This is a genomic window from Microbacterium sp. ARD32, from assembly GCF_031844385.1.
Classification (GTDB): Bacteria; Actinomycetota; Actinomycetes; order Actinomycetales; family Microbacteriaceae; genus Microbacterium.
On sequence record NZ_JAUZVD010000001.1, the window covers coordinates 1,435,464 to 1,452,630 of the forward strand.

At 69.8% G+C, this 17,167-nt stretch carries 15 protein-coding genes; 5 read left to right on the plus strand and 10 right to left on the minus strand.

The window, feature by feature from the left end:
- Positions 1–7 precede the first annotated feature (7 nt).
- The 6 genes from Q9R19_RS06800 to Q9R19_RS06825 form a co-directional block, all read right to left on the minus strand.
- Positions 8–1,489: an amidohydrolase family protein gene (locus Q9R19_RS06800; protein ID WP_311255554.1), complete on the minus strand. Its 1,482-nt coding sequence runs from the start codon at positions 1,487–1,489 to the stop codon at positions 8–10.
- Positions 1,486–2,127 (minus strand): FMN-binding negative transcriptional regulator, encoded by a 642-nt coding sequence (locus Q9R19_RS06805; RefSeq protein WP_311255555.1) that lies wholly within the window; start codon positions 2,125–2,127, stop codon positions 1,486–1,488. The genes Q9R19_RS06800 and Q9R19_RS06805 overlap by 4 nt, the downstream gene beginning before the upstream one ends.
- A gap of 57 nt (positions 2,128–2,184) precedes the next feature.
- Positions 2,185–3,663 (minus strand): sodium:alanine symporter family protein, encoded by a 1,479-nt coding sequence (locus tag Q9R19_RS06810; protein WP_311255556.1) that lies wholly within the window; start codon positions 3,661–3,663, stop codon positions 2,185–2,187.
- An 89-nt stretch (positions 3,664–3,752) separates the two neighbouring features.
- Positions 3,753–4,751: a DNA-formamidopyrimidine glycosylase family protein gene (locus Q9R19_RS06815; protein WP_311255557.1), complete on the minus strand. Its 999-nt coding sequence runs from the start codon at positions 4,749–4,751 to the stop codon at positions 3,753–3,755.
- A gap of 1 nt (position 4,752) precedes the next feature.
- Positions 4,753–5,265, minus strand: a complete 513-nt coding sequence (locus Q9R19_RS06820; protein ID WP_311255558.1) for a ribose-5-phosphate isomerase — start codon at positions 5,263–5,265, stop codon at positions 4,753–4,755.
- Positions 5,266–5,391: 126 nt separating this feature from the next.
- Entirely contained in the window at positions 5,392–6,585 is a 1,194-nt protein-coding gene (locus Q9R19_RS06825) for a ferrochelatase (protein ID WP_311255559.1), read from the minus strand.
- 134 nt (positions 6,586–6,719) lie between these two features.
- Here Q9R19_RS06825 and pepN point away from each other — a divergent pair, with 134 nt between their 5' ends.
- From pepN to Q9R19_RS06845, 4 genes are all read left to right on the plus strand, one after another.
- A complete protein-coding gene (gene pepN / locus Q9R19_RS06830; RefSeq protein WP_311255560.1) occupies positions 6,720–9,290 on the plus strand; it encodes an aminopeptidase N in 2,571 nt (856 codons plus the stop codon).
- Between the two features lie 180 nt (positions 9,291–9,470).
- Positions 9,471–10,544: a mechanosensitive ion channel domain-containing protein gene (locus tag Q9R19_RS06835; protein WP_311255561.1), complete on the plus strand. Its 1,074-nt coding sequence runs from the start codon at positions 9,471–9,473 to the stop codon at positions 10,542–10,544.
- Positions 10,541–10,969, plus strand: coding sequence for a globin (locus Q9R19_RS06840; RefSeq protein WP_311255562.1), 429 nt, complete (start codon positions 10,541–10,543; stop codon positions 10,967–10,969). The genes Q9R19_RS06835 and Q9R19_RS06840 overlap by 4 nt, the downstream gene beginning before the upstream one ends.
- A 34-nt stretch (positions 10,970–11,003) precedes the next feature.
- Positions 11,004–12,668 carry an FAD-binding dehydrogenase gene (locus tag Q9R19_RS06845; RefSeq protein ID WP_311255563.1) on the plus strand — a complete coding sequence of 555 codons (1,665 nt, stop codon included), beginning with the start codon at positions 11,004–11,006 and terminating at the stop codon, positions 12,666–12,668.
- Between the two features lie 69 nt (positions 12,669–12,737).
- Here Q9R19_RS06845 and Q9R19_RS06850 read toward each other — a convergent pair whose 3' ends face one another.
- Complete coding sequence (locus tag Q9R19_RS06850) at positions 12,738–13,415, minus strand: hypothetical protein (RefSeq protein WP_311255564.1); 678 nt, start codon at positions 13,413–13,415, stop codon at positions 12,738–12,740.
- An 18-nt stretch (positions 13,416–13,433) separates the two neighbouring features.
- On the opposite strand from Q9R19_RS06850, the gene Q9R19_RS06855 reads away from it, so the two are divergent.
- The gene (locus tag Q9R19_RS06855; protein WP_311255565.1) at positions 13,434–14,318 is read left to right on the plus strand and encodes an acyl-CoA thioesterase II; all 885 of its coding nucleotides are present in this window, start codon (positions 13,434–13,436) and stop codon (positions 14,316–14,318) included.
- Between the two features lie 13 nt (positions 14,319–14,331).
- Here Q9R19_RS06855 and Q9R19_RS06860 read toward each other — a convergent pair whose 3' ends face one another.
- The 3 genes from Q9R19_RS06860 to Q9R19_RS06870 form a co-directional block, all read right to left on the minus strand.
- Complete coding sequence (locus tag Q9R19_RS06860; RefSeq protein ID WP_311255566.1) at positions 14,332–14,844, minus strand: thioesterase family protein; 513 nt, start codon at positions 14,842–14,844, stop codon at positions 14,332–14,334.
- A gap of 5 nt (positions 14,845–14,849) precedes the next feature.
- The gene (ettA, locus tag Q9R19_RS06865) at positions 14,850–16,529 is read right to left on the minus strand and encodes an energy-dependent translational throttle protein EttA (protein WP_311255567.1); all 1,680 of its coding nucleotides are present in this window, start codon (positions 16,527–16,529) and stop codon (positions 14,850–14,852) included.
- Between the two features lie 101 nt (positions 16,530–16,630).
- Positions 16,631–17,161, minus strand: coding sequence for a DUF6993 domain-containing protein (locus Q9R19_RS06870; protein ID WP_311255568.1), 531 nt, complete (start codon positions 17,159–17,161; stop codon positions 16,631–16,633).
- Between the last annotated feature and the right edge of the window lie 6 nt (positions 17,162–17,167).

The following is a 17,167-nucleotide window of genomic DNA, read 5'->3' on the forward strand; positions in this document are numbered from 1 at the left end:
GACAGGCTCAGGCGCGGTGGGTGATCCTTCCGCCCAGGATGGTCGCGGGCACCGGCATCCGGCTCAGCGTCTCCCGGTCCGCCGTCTGCGGATCGGCCGCGCACAGCACCAGGTCGGCGGTCTCGCCGAGCCCGATGGATGCCGCGCCGTGACGTGAGCTCGCCTGCAGCGCGACATCGATCGGCACGCGCTCCTCGGGATGCCAGGGCTCGCGGTCATCGCCCGTGCGGAACACCGCTGCGGCGATCGTCTGCCAGGGGTCCAGTGCCGCCACCGGCGCATCGGATCCGAACCGCAGCGACGCGCCGGCGGCCACCAGTGACGCGAGCGGGTACGCGATCGCCTGCTGGTCGCGCCACAGCTCGTCCGCCAGATCACGATCATCCACTGCATGCGCGGGCTGCACGCTCGCGGCGATCCCCAGCCGGGCGAACTTCGCCAGGTCCGCGTGGCGCACCAGCTGCGCATGCTCGATCGTGCCGCGCGCCTGCGCGAACGCGAACGCGTCCAGCGCGGCGGTCACGGCCCGGTCGCCGATCGCGTGCACGGCGGCGTCGATTCCGGATGCCGTGCTGCGCATCAGCAGCTCGCGCAGCTGCACCGGATCGATGTTCAGGGCTCCGCGGTTCCCCGGCTCCCCCGCGTACGCGTGCGAGCACGCCGCGGTGCGGGTGCCCAGCGAGCCGTCCGAGATGAGCTTGAGCGGCCCCACGCGCACCATTCCCCCGGTGCCGGGCAGCTCGTCACCGCTGTGAAGTCCTTCGGCGATGGCGCGCTCGAGCTGATCGGGGTAGAACACGAACTCCACACGGTGCAGGTCGAACCCGGCATCCGTCCGGCGTCGCCACGCCTCCGCGTTCCACGCCATGTCGAAGTCCACCAGCCCGGTGACCCCGCGCGCGGCGGCAGCCGCTCCGGCCGCGGACACGGCTGCGTCGACGGTTGCCGTGTCGGTGGCGTTGAGCCGACGCGAGATCTCGAAGGCGTCCTCCTCGCGCAGCAGCCCGTCATCGTCCGCGCCCTCGAAGCCCTCCCGGCGCAGTGCGGCCGAGTTCAGCCACACGCTGTGCACGTCGGCGTTGATCAGGTACACCGGGCGCTCCCCCGTGGCGGCATCCAGCAGCGCGAGCGTGGGGCCCTCGTGCCACAGCGCGTCACGGAATCCCGCGCCGACGATGCGACCGTCCGGCAGGGGCGCCGCTCCGGCCGCCAGCGCGGCCGCCTCTGCGGGGCCGGAGGCACCGCCGAGCGGGATCCGCTGCGCATCCAGAGCCCACTGCACGGTGTGCACGTGATGGTCCCACAGACCGGGGATCACCCAGGCGCCTTCGCCGTCGAGCGTCTCGACGGCCGCACGCAGATTCCCGGCGGGGCCGATGTCGGCGATGATCCCGCGGCGGATCAGAATGTCGACCGGCTCGTCCGTGGGCATCAGCTCGCGCGAGGGTCCCGCCACGCGCACGGCGCGCAGCAGCAGATCCGCGGTCATCGGCGGTGCGCCAGCCGGGCCTGGCGCGCACGCCGCATCTCCGCCGCCAGCTCCGGCTGCGCGTACTCCCCGTTGCCGTCGAGCTCGGCGATCACGTTCTCCACGATGCGGTCGGGCTTGTTCTGGCTGAGCTTGCGCTTGGCGGAGACCGTCGTCGGCGTCAGCCGGAAGCCGACGGTCCCGGACTCGAGAGCGCGCACGAACTCCTCGGTGTTGGGCAGCTCCCACATCATCCGCGGCTGCGGCAGCGCGCGCTCGAAGTGCGTGACCAGATCGTCGAGGATCCGCAGGTTCGCCGTGGTGTCGACGATCTCCGGGATGCCGCTCAGATGCACTGCCGTGTAGTTCCACGTGGGCACGGCCCGCACGTCGCCGTACCAGCTCGGGGAGATGTATCCGTGCGGTCCCTGGAAGATCACCAGCAGCTCGCGCTCTCCCAGGTGCAGCACCTGGTCGTCCGGCATGCCGACGTGGCCGACGATGGTGAGGTCGTCGCGCTCCGGATCCAGCAGCACGGGATAGTGCGAGGCCACCATCCCGTCATCGCCCTGGGCGACCAGAGTCGCCCACGGGTTCTGCTCGACCACCCTGCGCAGCTCGGCGATGTCGGTCATGGCGAAGCTCGGGTTCTGGCGCATGCGATCAGCTTACGGCGACGGGGACGACCTTCCGGCCGCACCCCGCCGCCGGTCGGGCTAGCTGTTCTTGACCACCGGGATCGCCTGCGTCTTCCAGTCCTCGAAGGCCGCGTCACCCGCCATGAAGGCGTTCACCTCTTCGGTCGTTGCGGTCAGCTTCGGATCGTTGTCCAGATACTTCTTCGTCTCACGTGCCACCAGGCCCGAGAGCACGAGCAGTCCGATGAGGTTCGGCAGCGCCATGAGTCCGTTCATGACGTCCGAGAACGCCCAGACGACACCGAGCTCCGTCGTGCAGCCGACGAAGACGACCAGCGAGAAGACGATGCGATACGGCATGATCGCCTTCACGCCCACCAGCCGCTCCAGACTGCGCTCGCCGTAGTACGACCAGCCGAGGATCGTCGAGCCGGCGAAGAGCACGAGCCCGATCGTCACGATGTAATGGCCCCACTCGCCCGGCAGTCCGTGCGAGAACGCCTCGCCGGTCATCAGGGCGGCGCTGATCTGCTCTCCCGTCTCGGGGTCGACCTTGTTCCACGTGCCGGTGGTGATGATCACCAAGCCCGTGCAGGTCACCACGATGATCGTGTCGATGAAGGTCTGCGTCATCGACACGAGCCCCTGACGCACGGGATGGCTGGTCTTCGCGGCAGCGGCGGCGATGGCCGCCGAGCCCATGCCCGACTCGTTCGAGAAGATGCCGCGTGCCACGCCCATCTGCACGGCGACGATGATCAGCGATCCCGCGAAGCCGCCGACCGCACTGGTGCCGGTGAACGCCTCGCTGAAGATCTGCGCGAACGCCGCCGGGACGCCGGCGATGTTGGCAATGAGGATGTAGATCGCGCCGAGCACGTAGAAGATGATCATCACCGGCACGAGACCGGCTGTCACGCGACCGATGGACTTGATGCCGCCGACGAGCACCAGCAGCGCGAACACGGTCAGTGCGATGCCGGTCACCCAGGTCGGGACGTTGAAGCTGCTCTCCAGGTTCGCCGAGATCGAGTTGCCCTGCGTCATGTTGCCGATGCCGAAGCACGCGATCACCGCGGAGATCGCGAAGAAGATCGCGAGGAACTTTCCGAAGCGGTTCCTGATGCCGCGTTCCAGGTAGTACTGCGGCCCTCCGGATTTCTCACCCGCGGCATCCGTCGTGCGGAAGCGCACGCCCAGGAACGCCTCGGAGTACTTCGACGCCATGCCGAGCAGGCCGGTCACCCACATCCAGAACAGCGCGCCGGGTCCGCCGACGCCGATGGCGGTGGCGACTCCGACGATGTTGCCCGTGCCGACTGTGGCGGCCAGGGCCGTGGTCAGCGCCTGGAACTGCGAGATGTCACCGTCCGACCCGGGGTCCTTGCGGGTGAACAGTCCCAGCCTGAGCGCGGCGCCGAGCTTGAGGAATTGGATCCCACCGAGGCGGATCGTGAGGTACAGACCCGTACCGAGGAGCAGCGGGATGAGGATCCACGGCCCCCAGACCCACGAGCTGATGTTCTTCAGGACGGCTTCGAGGCCGGATAGGTCCATGACTTCTCCTGTCGTGCATCATTGCGAACGGATTCGGACATCCTATTCACAGCGGGCACTCAGGTTCCAGCACTCGGGGCGCGAGTCGGTCATCTCTGACAGAACGGGCACCAGTACAGCTTGCGCGCGCCGAGCTCCTCGAGCGCGATCTCGGTGCCGCACACCCGGCAGGGGAGCCCCGCGCGGTGGTACACCCAGTGGCGATCGTCCCGGCTGGCCATCGCCGCCCGGTACTGCTCCGCGGTGAGGTCGTCCATGGTCATCATCTGGCCGGTGTCCACGCCGATCGCCAGCAGCCGCACCCAGTCGCGCCACAGCTGCCGGACGACCTCCTCGGGCACGTCCCTGCCCGGCGTGTGCGGGTTCAGCCGGGCACGGAAGAGCATCTCGGCGCGGTACACGTTGCCGATGCCGCTGACGACGGACTGATCCATCAGCAGCAGCGCGATCGCGGTGGGCTTGCGGCGCACGATGCGCACGAAGCGCTCCTCGCCCTCGGCGGGGTCTCCCACCAGCGGGTCGGGGCCCAGCTTCGCCACGGTGGCGAGCATCTGCTCGGGCGTCTGCAGCTCGCACGCGGTCGGACCGCGCAGGTCTGCACAGGTCACGGAGGTCATCAGCCGCAGGCGCACCTGGCCGACGACCGGCGGCGGCCACTCGACGCCCTCCTCTGCGAGCCCCTTCGTCTGCTCGGACATCCGCACGTGCACGCGGGTTCGGCGCGGTGCGCCGATCGAGGTCAGCGAGTTCTCCCCCGCGTCGTCGAAGATCTCCTCCTCCAGGTCGGTGCCGCGCTGGTTGGTCTGCCCCATCCGGCCGTTGGCCGAGGCGATCGTCGGATCGACGAGGATCTCACCGGCGAAGTCCCACGCACCGTACAGGCCCAGGTGCACGCGCAGCCAGGTGTCGCCCTCGAACTCCAGGAACATCTGCTTGCCGACCGCCTTCGCCTGCAGCATCTCGCGGCCGTCGAGCACGGACGCTCCCTCGGCGAAGCGACCCTGCGGGCTGGAGGCGCGCACCGGGAGACCTGCGAAGTTGCGGGCGAACTGGCGCGCGATGCGGTGGACGGAGTGACCCTCGGGCATGTCAGGCGCGTCCGTCGGCGCCGACACCTCCCTGCCGCGGATCCGGGAGCAGTGCGCCGGAGGTCTCGAAGTCGGCGATCTGGGCGATCCGCCGCACGTGCCGCTCCTCGTCCGAGAACGGCGTGGCGATGAAGGTGTCGATGAAGGAGATCACCTCGTCGAAGGTGTGCTGGCGCGCCCCGATCGAGATGACGTTCGCATCGTTGTGCTCGCGGGCGAGCTCCGCGGTGGAGGTGTTCCACACCAGCGCCGCGCGGATGCCGTTCACCTTGTTCGCGGCGATCTGCTCGCCGTTGCCCGAGCCGCCGAACACCACGCCGAGCGCCTCGATGCCGGAGGTCTGGTCGGCGACCACGGCCTGCGCCGCGCGGATGCAGAAGGCGGGATAGTCATCCAGCGCGTCGTACTCCACCGGCCCGTGGTCGGTCACCTCGTGACCGGCCGAGCGCAGATGCTCCTGCAGGCGGGTGGAGAAGTCGAGCCCTGCGTGATCGGTGGCGATGTGGATGCGCATGAAGACATCCTATTCGCGACGCTTCGATCCCCACGCCCCACTCCAGCCATCGCTGCGCGCTGGCCGGGGCCTCGGGGGCGCGTGGGCCCGGCTCAGCGACCCGACGGGTTCAGCGACGCCGTGGGTTCAGGGCAGGACACCCGCGGCGGCGCGCTTGAATCCGGCGCGCACGTTCTCGCAGCATCCCGGCCGGCACACGTCGAAGGAGCCGCCCACCGACGCCACGCGGGCACGGTCCGCGTCGGGGCGGCCTTCCAGCCGCTCCTGGATGAGGTCGACGATCCCGGCCGCGAATGCCGGCGACACGCCCGGGGTGGGGGTGCGCACGAAACGGAGCCCGGCCTGCTCGGCCGCCTCCTTCGCTTCGGTATCGAGATCCCAGAGCACCTCCATGTGATCGCTCATGAATCCGACCGGCACCACCACCACTGCCTGCCGGCCGCGGCCTGCGAGCTCGCCGATCACGTCGCAGACGTCCGGCTCGAGCCACGGCTGGGTCGCAGGACCCGAGCGCGACTGGTAGACGAGCTCCCATGGCACCTCCGCCGCCGCGGGAGTCAGCTCCGCCACCCGGTCCATCACCCAGGCAGCGACGGCCTCGTGCTGGGCGGCGTACGCGCCCCCGGGACCCCAGTCGATGTCGCGCGGCCCGGAACGCTCGGCATCGGTCGAAGGGATGCTGTGCGTCGAGAAGAGCACCTGGATGGCGTCGGCCGCGACGCCGTCGGCGAGGTACTCCTCCACCGCATCGTGCACGCCGGCCACGAACGCCTGCACGAAGCCGGGGTGATCGTAGAACGGGCGGATCTTGTCGATCGTGACCACGCCGTCGTACTCGGAGCCGTCCAGCACCCGTGCGAAGTCCTCGCGGTACTGGCGGCAGCTCGAGAAGGAGCTGTACGCGCTGGTGGCGAAGGCGAGCAGCGTCGTGTGACCTCGCCCGGCGGCCTCGGCGACGGCATCCTCCAGGTACGGCGCCCAGTTGCGGTTGCCCCAGTACACCGGCAGCGCGATCGAGCGCGCCTCCAGCTCGGCCTCGAGGGCGGCCTTCAGCGCGCGGTTCTGGCCGTTGATGGGGCTCACGCCGCCGAAGTGCCGGTAGTGGTGCGCGACCTCCTCGAGACGCTCGTCCGGGATGCCGCGGCCGCGCGTCACGTTGCGCAGGAACGGGATGACGTCGTCCTGCCCCTCGGGACCGCCGAAGCCGGCGAGCAGGATCGCGTCGTACGCGACCGGCTGCTCGACGAAGGGCTCACCCCCGGATGCTGCGGAAGAGGCGTGCAGGACGACATCCGTTGCTTCAGGGATCACGGCGCTCATCCTCGCACTCCAGGCTATGAGCCAGCGCGGAGCCGCTTGCCCTGCGCGGCGGCTGGCGTAGGCTGTCATGGTTGCCGTCGGCGCCAGCAGTGCCGACGATGCACGACACCCCTCACCACTGGGAGAAAACAGCTGTGCCTGGAGAGAACCTCACCCGTACCGAAGCGCAGGAGCGCCGCGCCGTCATCGACACGCAGTCCTATCAGGTCTCGCTCGACCTGACCAAGGGCGCCGCGGTGTTCGGCTCGCGCAGCGTGGTGCGCTTCACCGCGACACCCGCGAGCGCCACCTTCATCGACCTGATCGCTCGCGAGGTGCGGGAGATCTCGCTCAACGGAGAGCAGCTGGATCCGGCGCAGGTGTTCAGCGACTCCCGCATCGCGCTGGCCGGTCTGCAGGCCGAGAACGTGCTCATCGTCGACGCGGACTGCCTGTACACGAACACCGGCGAGGGCCTGCACCGGTTCGTCGACCCCGTCGACGGCGAGGTGTACCTGTACTCCCAGTTCGAGGTGCCGGACTCGCGTCGCATGTTCGCCGTGTTCGAGCAGCCTGATCTGAAGGCCACCTTCCAGTTCACGGTGACCGCTCCCGCGGCGTGGAAGGTGGTCTCCAACTCCCCGACGCCGGAGCCGATCGTGCACGATGCGTCCACCGACTCCGGCACCCAGCAGACCGCCACGTGGGGCTTCGAGCCCACGCCGCGCATCTCCTCCTACATCACCGCGCTCATCGCCGGCCCGTACGAGGCCACGTTCTCCGAGCTCACCAGCGCCTCCGGCCGGGTGATCCCCCTGGGCGTCTACGGTCGCAGGAGCCTGTGGTCGCACCTCGACGCCGACTACATCTTCGACAAGACCCGCGAGGGCTTCGCCTACTACGAGTCGAAGTTCGGCGTGCCCTACCCGTTCGCCAAGTACGATCAGCTGTTCGTGCCGGAGTTCAACGCCGGCGCGATGGAGAACGCCGGCGCGGTGACCTTCACCGAGACGTACGTGTTCCGCAGCAAGGTGACGGATGCCGTCAAGGAGCGCCGCGTCGTCACGATCCTGCACGAGCTGGCGCACATGTGGTTCGGCGACCTGGTCACCATGAAGTGGTGGAACGACCTGTGGCTGAACGAGTCGTTCGCCGAGTGGGCCTCCACCATCGCCACGGCCGAGGCCACCGAGTGGACCGAGGCGTGGACCACGTTCAACGCGATGGAGAAGACCTGGGCGTACCGGCAGGATCAGCTGCCGTCCACGCACCCGATCGTCGCCGAGATCAACGACCTGCAGGACGTGCTGGTCAACTTCGACGGCATCACCTACGCCAAGGGCGGCTCCGTGCTCAAGCAGCTGGCGGCCTGGGTCGGCATCGACGCGTTCTTCGCCGGCGTCGGCCAGTACTTCCAGAAGCACTCCTGGGGCAATACCGAGCTGAACGATCTGCTCGTCGAGCTGGAGGCCACCAGCGGCCGCGAACTGGGGACCTGGGCCAAGAAGTGGCTGGAGACCGCCGGCGTCAACACGCTCGCCCCCGTGATCGTCGAGGATTCCACGGGGACCATCACCCGGTTCGCCGTGACGCAGACCGCGCCGGCCGACTATCCGACGATCCGCCCGCACCGCCTCGGCATCGGCTTCTACAGCCTCGACGGCGACGCCCTGGTGCGCACGCACCACGTCGAGGTCGACATCGACGGCGACCGCACCGAGATCCCCGAGCTGCAGGGCCTGCAGCGCCCGGACATGGTGCTGCTGAACGACAAGGACCTCGCCTACGCGAAGATCCGGCTGGACGAGCGCTCCCTCGCCACCGCCATCGAGCACCTCTCCGACATCAGCGACCCGCTCGCCCGCTCGCTGGTGTGGGGGGCGGCCTGGGACCAGACCCGGGATGCCGAGAGCTCGGCATCCGACTACATCGACCTGGTGCTGGGCAACATCGGCCGCGAGACCGAGTCGACCACGGTGCGCACCACTCTCGCGCAGCTGCTGCTGGCCGCCGCCAGCTACGTCGCCCCGGAATCACGCGCCGCCGCGCGGGAGAAGATCGCCGACGGCCTGTGGACGCTCGCGCAGCAAGCCGAGTCGGGCAGCGACAGCCAGCTGCAGCTGGTCACCGCTTTCGCCAACGTTCTCGTCACCGACGAGCACGCCGGCATCGTCGGGCGGCTGCGCTCGGGCGAGGAGACCCTGCCCGGGCTCGAGATCGACGCCGACCTGTCGTGGCTGCTGCTGGTCGGACTGGCTGCCGCCGGGGCCACGGATGCCGCGACGATCGACGCCGCGCTCGCCGCGGACAACACGTCCAAGGGCGCGGAGTTCGCGGCCCAGGCGCGCGCGGCGCTGCCGAGCACGGCGGCCAAGCAGTCCGCCTGGTCGTCGCTCATCGACAACGCCGACCTGCCGAACACCATCGTCCGCGCCGCGGCCGCCGGATTCGTGCACCCGTCCGGCGCCGATGTGCTGGGCGAGTTCATCCCGAAGTACTTCGACATGCTCGTGCCGATCTGGGAGGGGCGCACCTACCAGATCGCCGATTACCTGATCGTCGGCCTGTACCCCCGCTCACTCGCGAACGTCGAGCTGCGCGACGCCACTCGTGCGTGGCTCTCGGAGAACCAGGACGCCGCGCCCGCCCTGCGTCGTCTGGTGCACGAGAACCTCGCGGACGTGGAGCGCGCACTCGCCGCGCAGTCGCGCGACGCGGAGGACTGATCCCCACGGCCCCCTCCGATCGTCGCTCCGCGCCGGTCGGAGCCTCCGGGCCGCGTGGGCCCTCCACAGCCCCCTCCGATCGTCGCTCCGCGCCGGTCGGAGCCTCCGGGCCGCGTGGGCCCTCCACAGCCCCCTCCGATCGTCGCTCCGCGCCGGTCCCCGCTCGGTAGGATCGAGGGGATGAACATCGTGCCCGCGGCTGCGACACCGGCGCCTGATCCCCCCGCCACCGGCGTGTGGGACGACGTGCTCGAGCGCCTGCTGATCTTCGGCGGCAGAGCTCTCACCGTGGTGGCGATCATCGCCGCGTGCGTGATCATCGCCTTCCTGCTGCGGTTCGTGATCCGCCGGGTCGTGCAGCGCATCGTCAACAGCGCCAAGAGCAAGGCCAACGTCGACGACACCCAGGCGCTGGAGCGCTCCCCCCTGGCCGACATGAGGCTCGTCCAGCGCACGCGCACCCTCGGATCGATCCTGCAGAACATCGTCAACGTGATGCTCGTGGTGATCGCGCTGGTGCTGATCGTCAACGCGGTCGATCCCAGCCTGCTGGGATCCCTGACCCTGCTCACGGCTGCGGTCGGCGCGGGTCTCGGCTTCGGCGCGCAGAACATCGTCAAGGACGTGCTCAACGGCATCTTCCTCGTCGCCGAGGACCAGATCGGCATCGGCGACGTGGTCGACCTGGGACTGGCATCCGGCGTGGTCGAGTACGTCAGCGTCCGCGTCACGCAGGTACGCGACGTCAACGGCACCCTCTGGTACGTGCGCAACGGCGAGGTGACCCGCATCGGCAACATGTCGCAGGGCTGGGCGCGCGCGATCATCGACCTGGGCGTCTCCCCCGACGCCGACCTCGACGTGGTCGAGGAGACGATGCTCGCGACCGCCGAGGGACTCGCCAAGGACCCCAAGTGGCGCACCCGCATCATCGAGAAGCCCGAGATCTGGGGGCTGCGCACCATCGACGGCGAGGCGCTCGTCGTGCGAGTGGTGGTCAAGACCCGAGCGCTCGCGATGGACGACGTGTCTCAGGAGCTGCGCCGGCGGCTGCGCGACGCCATGCTCGCCAAGGACATCACCGTGCCGCAGCTGGCATCCGTCAACCTCAGCGGCTTCGAGGGGGCGCGCCGGGTGCGCGGCGCCAACCCGCCGCGCACCCGGCCGAACCCGGTCACCGGCGTGCCCCCGATCGCCGAACGCGGCATCTGGCGGCGCCGGAGGCCGGGCGATCACGAGGGGGACCCGACGTGAGCTTCTACGACGAGATCGGCGGGCACGAGACCTTCCGGCGCATCGTCGAGGTCTTCTACCGCGAGGTCGCGCACGACCCGGTGCTCAAACCGATGTATCCGGAGGAGGATCTCGGGCCGGCCGCCGAGCGGCTGACGATGTTCCTCGAGCAGTACTGGGGCGGCCCGGGCACGTACAGCGAGCGACGCGGTCACCCGCGCCTGCGGATGCGGCACGTCCCCTTCCACGTCAATCCGGATGCTCGCGACCGCTGGCTCGCGCACATGCGCACCGCACTCGACGAGGCGCGGCTCTCGCCCCTGCACGATGCCGCCTTCTGGGACTACCTGCAGCGAGCGGCGCACTCGCTGGTGAACACGTTCGAGCCCTCGCCCGGCATCGGGCCGGCCACGGAGCGCCGTCCGGACCTGGGACTCACCTCCTAGCCCCGCAGTCACCATCGTCGACGAAGGAGTCGCCATGACATCGCCCACGCACCACACGGATGTGCTCGTCATCGGCTGGGGCCTGTCGGGCCTGGTCGCCGCTGGCGAGGCCCTGGCTTCGGGCAGACGCGTGACGATCATCGATCAGGAGCCGCGCGCGAATCTGGGCGGTCAGGCATGGTGGTCGTTCGGCGGCCTGTTCCTGATCGACTCCCCGGAGCAGCGCCGCATGGGCATCCGCGACTCGCTCGAGCTGGCCACCCAGGACTGGTTCGGCAACGCCGGCTTCGATCGACCCGAGGACGAGTGGCCGCGCCGCTGGGCGAGCGCCTATCTGCAGTTCGCCGCCGGCGAGAAGCGCAGCTGGCTGCGCGAGCGGGGCGTCGGCTTCTTCCCGGTGGTGGGCTGGGCGGAGCGCGGCGGAAGCGGTGCGATCGGGCCGGGCAACTCCGTGCCGCGCTTCCACATCACCTGGGGCACCGGCCCCGGCATCGTCGCGCCGTTCGCAGCCGCCGTGGAGCACGCGGAGGCGGAGGGGCTGGCGACGATCCTCCCCCGGCACCGGGTGACCGGGCTCGTGCTCGAGGACGGTTCGGTGGCGGGCGCGCGCGGTGACGTCCTGGCCGACGACCTCTCCCCGCGGGGAGTGTCGTCGTCGCGCACGCGTGCGGGTGAGTTCGAGATCAGGGCGGATGCCGTGGTCGTCGCCTCCGGAGGCATCGGCGGCAATCACGACCTGGTGCGAGCGGCGTGGCCGGCCCGCCTCGGAACCCCGCCGCAGCACCTGCTCACGGGCGTCCCCGCCTACGTCGACGGATCCATGCACGCCGTGTCGGAGGCGGCCGGCGCGCACCTGATCAACGGCGACCGCATGTGGCATTACGTGGAGGGCATCCAGAACTGGGATCCGGTGTGGCCGAGCCACGGCATCCGCATCCTCCCCGGTCCCTCGTCGCTGTGGCTGGATGCCACCGGCAAGCGACTGCCTGTGCCGCTCTACCCCGGTTTCGACACGCTCGGCACGCTGGCGCATCTGCGCACCACCGGTCACGACCACTCCTGGTTCATCACGACGCTCAAGATCGTCGAGAAGGAGTTCGCGCTCTCGGGCAGCGAGCAGAATCCCGACCTGACGGGCAAGGACGTCGCCCTGCTGCTGAAGTCGCGCCTGGCGAAGGGTCCGACCGGACCGGTGCAGTCGTTCCTGGACGAGGGGGCCGACTTCATCGTCGAGGACGATCTGGAGACCCTGCTCGGGCAGATGCAGCGGATGCCCGGCGGCGAGGCACTCGATGTCGATCACGCCCGCCAGGAGGTTCTCGCGCGCGACCGCGAGATCGGCAACGACTTCACCAAGGACGCGCAGATCTCGATGCTGCGCTCGATGCGCTCCTACCGGGGCGACAAGCTGATCCGCACGGCTCCCCCGCACCGGCTGCAGGACCCCGCTGCCGGCCCCATGATCGCCGTGAAGCTGCACGTGCTCACCCGCAAGTCGCTCGGCGGCATCCAGACCGATCTCGACGGCCGCGCGCTGGCGCCGGACGGTCAGCCGGTTCCCGGGCTGTACGCGGCGGGTGAGGCGAGCGGTTTCGGCGGCGGCGGCGTGCACGGGTATCGAGCACTGGAGGGCACGTTCCTCGGCGGCTGCCTGTTCTCCGGCCGCCAGGCCGGTCGAGCGGCGGCGCGGAACGACTGAGCCCGCTCCCCCTCCTGGGTCACTGAGCCTGTCGACCTCCTGGGTCACTGAGCCTGTCGACCTCCTGGGTCACTGATCCTGTCGAAGTGGCCGACCGGTCGCCCGCACGTCGGTCAGCCCCGTCGCGACCGGACCGCGGCTGAGCACGTGACCGCGTGCGAACGCGAGTCGCGTCCACCGCCCCGATGCCGTGACTCGCACCTGCTCGCCCCCCGCCACGAACCCGAAGGCATGGGCCGCGAACGCCACCCCGCGCGGCAGTCCGCCGAGATCCTCGTCCGGCTCGCCCCAGATGCGCGCGCGCAGCGCCCGCACGGCATCCTCTCCCGCGCCGACGGGGCTGCCATGGGCGACGGCGGAGATGCCCCACTGCGCGCGCTCGGCGATGACGCGCGCCGGGAGAGCGCCCACGTGCTCCCAGCCTCCGCGCGGCGGCGCGACGCCGGCCCACGCGGGTGACACGGCGGTGTCCGGCAGCAGCAGCTCGGCCGGTTCCGGGCTCGGTGTCAGCGACTCCACGACGAGGTCGCAGCGCAGCTCGGGATCGGCCTGCACGATGCGCATCGCCAGGATCGTCGGGGTCTGATCGAACAATCCCTGCGGCGCGAGCGCTGCGGCCGTGAGCGCCAGCACCCCGCCGGCTGCCTGCAGGCGCACGCCGTCGGCGCCGGCCTGGGCGGCGCGGCCGGCGAAGGTCAGCACGTCGCGCGCGGTGTGCGCGTCGGCGAGAACGAGAGGAGTGGTCATTTCTTCTAAACTAGCCTGATGACCGCCGAGGAGAGCGCCCGCCGATCCGTTCAGAACCTGATGCAGGTGCTCGACCTGGATGCCTCGGCCGCGCGGACCACCGAGGACATCTTCACCGGCGTCTCGCACCCGATGCCCACCGGCCGGGTCTACGGCGGGCAGGTGCTGTCGCAGTCGCTGGTCGCGGCGGAGCGCACTCTCCCCGAGGAGCGGATCGTGCACTCCATGCACGGCTACTTCCTGCGCCCGGGCGATGCGACCCAGGGGATCACCTTCGCCGTGGACCGCATCCACGACGGGCGCTCGTTCTCCACGCGCCGAGTGCAGGCGTACCAGGCCGGTGTGCCGATCTTCTCGATGATCTCCTCGTTCCAGGACGAGGATCCGGGCCTGGAGCATGCGGAGCCCTTCCCGGACGGTGTCCCGGAGCCGGAGTCGCTGCCCTCGGACGACGAGCTGATCGGGCGGGTGCATCCGATCACCGGCAGGCTGCTGTCGGACCGGCCTGCCGACATCCGTCACGTCACCGGCCCGCTCTTCCTCGAGGTCGCGGGCGAGCGCGTACCGCAGCAGGCGGTGTGGATGCGCATGCGCGCACCCCTGCCCGACGACCCGCGGCTGCATCGCGCTGCACTGGCCTATCTCAGCGACATGACCATCCAGGAGTCGATCCTGCGTCGCCACGGCATCACCTGGCAGACGCCGGGCCTGAAGGTCGCGAGCCTCGACCACGCGATGTGGTGGCACCGCTTCGGCCGAGTGGACGAGTGGATGCTGTACGTGCAGCAGTCCCCCAACGCCCGCGGCGGCCGCGGGCTCGCGAACGGTCGCATCTACACGCGCGGCGGCGTGCTGATCGCGACCGTGGCGCAGGAGATCATGATCCGCGTCCCCGAACTGTGACGCCCGCGGCCGGTCACCGGCGGCGATAGGTCAGCGGCTCGCCGACCAGCGGCTCCCACGCCGTGCGCATCTCCGGCGTGAGCCGCACGGGCCGGCCCGATGCGGCATCCACCAGCACCATGACGGTCGTCGCCCGTGCGTACAGCGCCTGCTGCTCCGCGGCGGCGTCCGCGTGCACCTCGTAGCAGACCTCCAGGCTGGAGCCGCCGAGCTTGCCGAACCACATCTGGATGTCCAGTGGATGCCGCTGATACGGCACCGGCGCGAGATACTCGATCTCCTGCCGGGCGATGAGCGTCAGCATCCCGAAGGACAGGCCCGAGTCCAGGATCGCCGTCGGCGGCGCGGACTCCCCCGGCGCGGGCTTCCAGAACGCGCGCACACGCGCTTCTTCCAGGAGCTTGAGCATCGCCGTGTTGTTGACGTGATTGAAGGCATCCAGATCCCCCCAGCGCAGCTGGATGGGGATGTGCAGACGCCCGTCCTCGCCGATGCGCTCGAGGGATGCCGTGACTCGGCCGCTCATCGCCGCTAGTCGCGGGTCAGCTTGCGGTGGGTGGTGCGGTGCGGGCGCGCCGCCTCCGGTCCCATCCGCTCGATCTTGTTCTTCTCGTACGCCTCGAAGTTGCCCTCGAACCAGTGCCACTGCGACGGGTTCTCGTCGGTGCCCTCGTAGGCGAGGATGTGCGTGGCGATGCGGTCGAGGAACCACCGGTCGTGCGTGATCACGACAGCGCAGCCCGGGAACTCCAGCAGGGCGTTCTCCAGCGAGCTGAGGGTCTCCACGTCGAGGTCGTTGGTCGGCTCGTCGAGTAGCAGCAGGTTGCCGCCCTCCTTGAGCGTGAGCGCCAGGTTCAGCCGGTTGCGCTCACCACCGGAGAGCACTCCGGCCTTCTTCTGCTGGTCGGGTCCCTTGAAGCCGAACTTCGACACGTACGCACGCGAGGGGATCTCGGTCTTGCCGACGGTGATGAAGTCCAGTCCGTCCGAGACGACCTCCCACAGGTTCTTGTTCGGATCGATGCTCGCGCGGCTCTGGTCGACGTAGCTGATCTTGACCGTCTCCCCGATCTTCAGCTCCCCGCCGTCCAGCGGCTCCAAGCCCACGATGGTCTTGAAGAGGGTGGTCTTCCCGACGCCGTTGGGCCCGATCACGCCGACGATGCCGTTCGGCGGCAGACTGAAGCTCAGCCCGTCGATCAGCATCCGGTCGCCGAAGCCCTTCTGCAGGTTCTTCGCCTCGATCACGACGTTGCCCAGGCGCGGTCCTGCGGGGATCTGGATCTCCTCGAAGTCGAGCTTCCTGGTGCGCTCGGCCTCGGCCGCCATCTCCTCGTAGCGGGCCAGACGCGCCTTCGACTTGGTCTGGCGTCCCTTGGCGCTGGATCGCACCCACTCCAGCTCGTCCTTCAGTCGCTTGGCGAGCTTGGCGTCCTTCTTGCCCTGGATGTCCAGGCGGGCCGCCTTCTGCTCGAGGTAGGTCGAGTAGTTGCCCTCGTAGCCGAGCAGCCTTCCGCGATCGACCTCGGCGATCCACTCGGCGACGTGGTCGAGGAAGTACCGGTCGTGCGTGACGGCGATGACCGCGCCCTTGTAGTCCTTCAGATGCTGCTCGAGCCACAGCACGCTCTCGGCGTCGAGGTGGTTGGTCGGCTCGTCGAGCAGCAGCAGGTCCGGCTTCTGCAGCAGCAGCTTGGCCAGCGCGACACGGCGGCGCTCACCGCCGGAGAGCGGACCCACCTCGGCATCCGCCGGCGGGGTGCGCAGCGCGTCCATCGCCTGCTCCAGCTGGGAGTCGAGGTCCCAGCCGTCGGCGGCGTCGATCTCCTCCTGGAGCACGCCCATCTCGGCCAGCAGCGCGTCGAAGTCGGCATCCGGGTCTGCCATCAGCGCGGAGATCTCGTTGAAGCGATCCAGCTTGGGCTTGATCGCCACGCCCTCCTGGATGTTCTCCAGCACGGTCTTGGACTCGTCGAGCTCCGGCTCCTGCATCAGGATGCCGACGGAGAAGCCCGGCGTGAGCTTGGCCTCGCCGTTGGAGGGTGTGTCCAGCCCGGCCATGATCTTCAGGATCGTCGACTTGCCCGCGCCGTTCGGACCGACCATGCCGATCTTCGCTCCCGGCAGGAACGCCATGGTGACGTCATCGAGGATGAGCTTGTCGCCCACCGCCTTGCGGGCTCGCACCATGGAATAGATGTACTCGGCCACGAAGCAGCTCTCCTTCAGTCAGCGGGCACGCGGAACGGCTCTGGGAGCCGACTCACCAGCCTACCCGTCTTCGCCCGTGCTCTCCGCGACGCCGTCCGCGCTCACCAGTCGATCGGCCGCGTGCTCCCCACCAGGCAGCGGCCCTCGGCCAGCTGCGGCATGACCGCCGTGACCGGTTCGCCGGTGGAGGGCCCGACCTGCCCGATCAAGCACGCGTCCTCGCCCCAGGCCACCGAGAACTGCAGGCTCTCCACGGCGCGCCCCACGGTGGTGAGGTCGTGCGTGACCTGCATCCGCTCCTTCGGGAATCCCGCCGCCGCCAGCGCGTCGACGTACGCGCGGCCGCGGAGCCGGTCTGACGAGGCCCAGACCTTCGCCGTGACCGCCGTGAACAGCGGCAGGTTGTCGTCAGCGGTGCCGTCCGGCATCAGCGTGGGCGCACTGCGGGGCGATGGCGAGGGCGATGCGCCGGGTGACGTCGACGGACGCGCGGACGCGGACGCGGAGGGGGCCGGCTCCCGGTCGACGTCGGATGCCGAGCATCCCAGCAGCCCGGTCGCGATGAGCACCGCTCCCGCTGTCGCACCCACGACGCGGCGCGCGGCGGCGGAGACGGTCGACCCACGAAGCACGCTCAG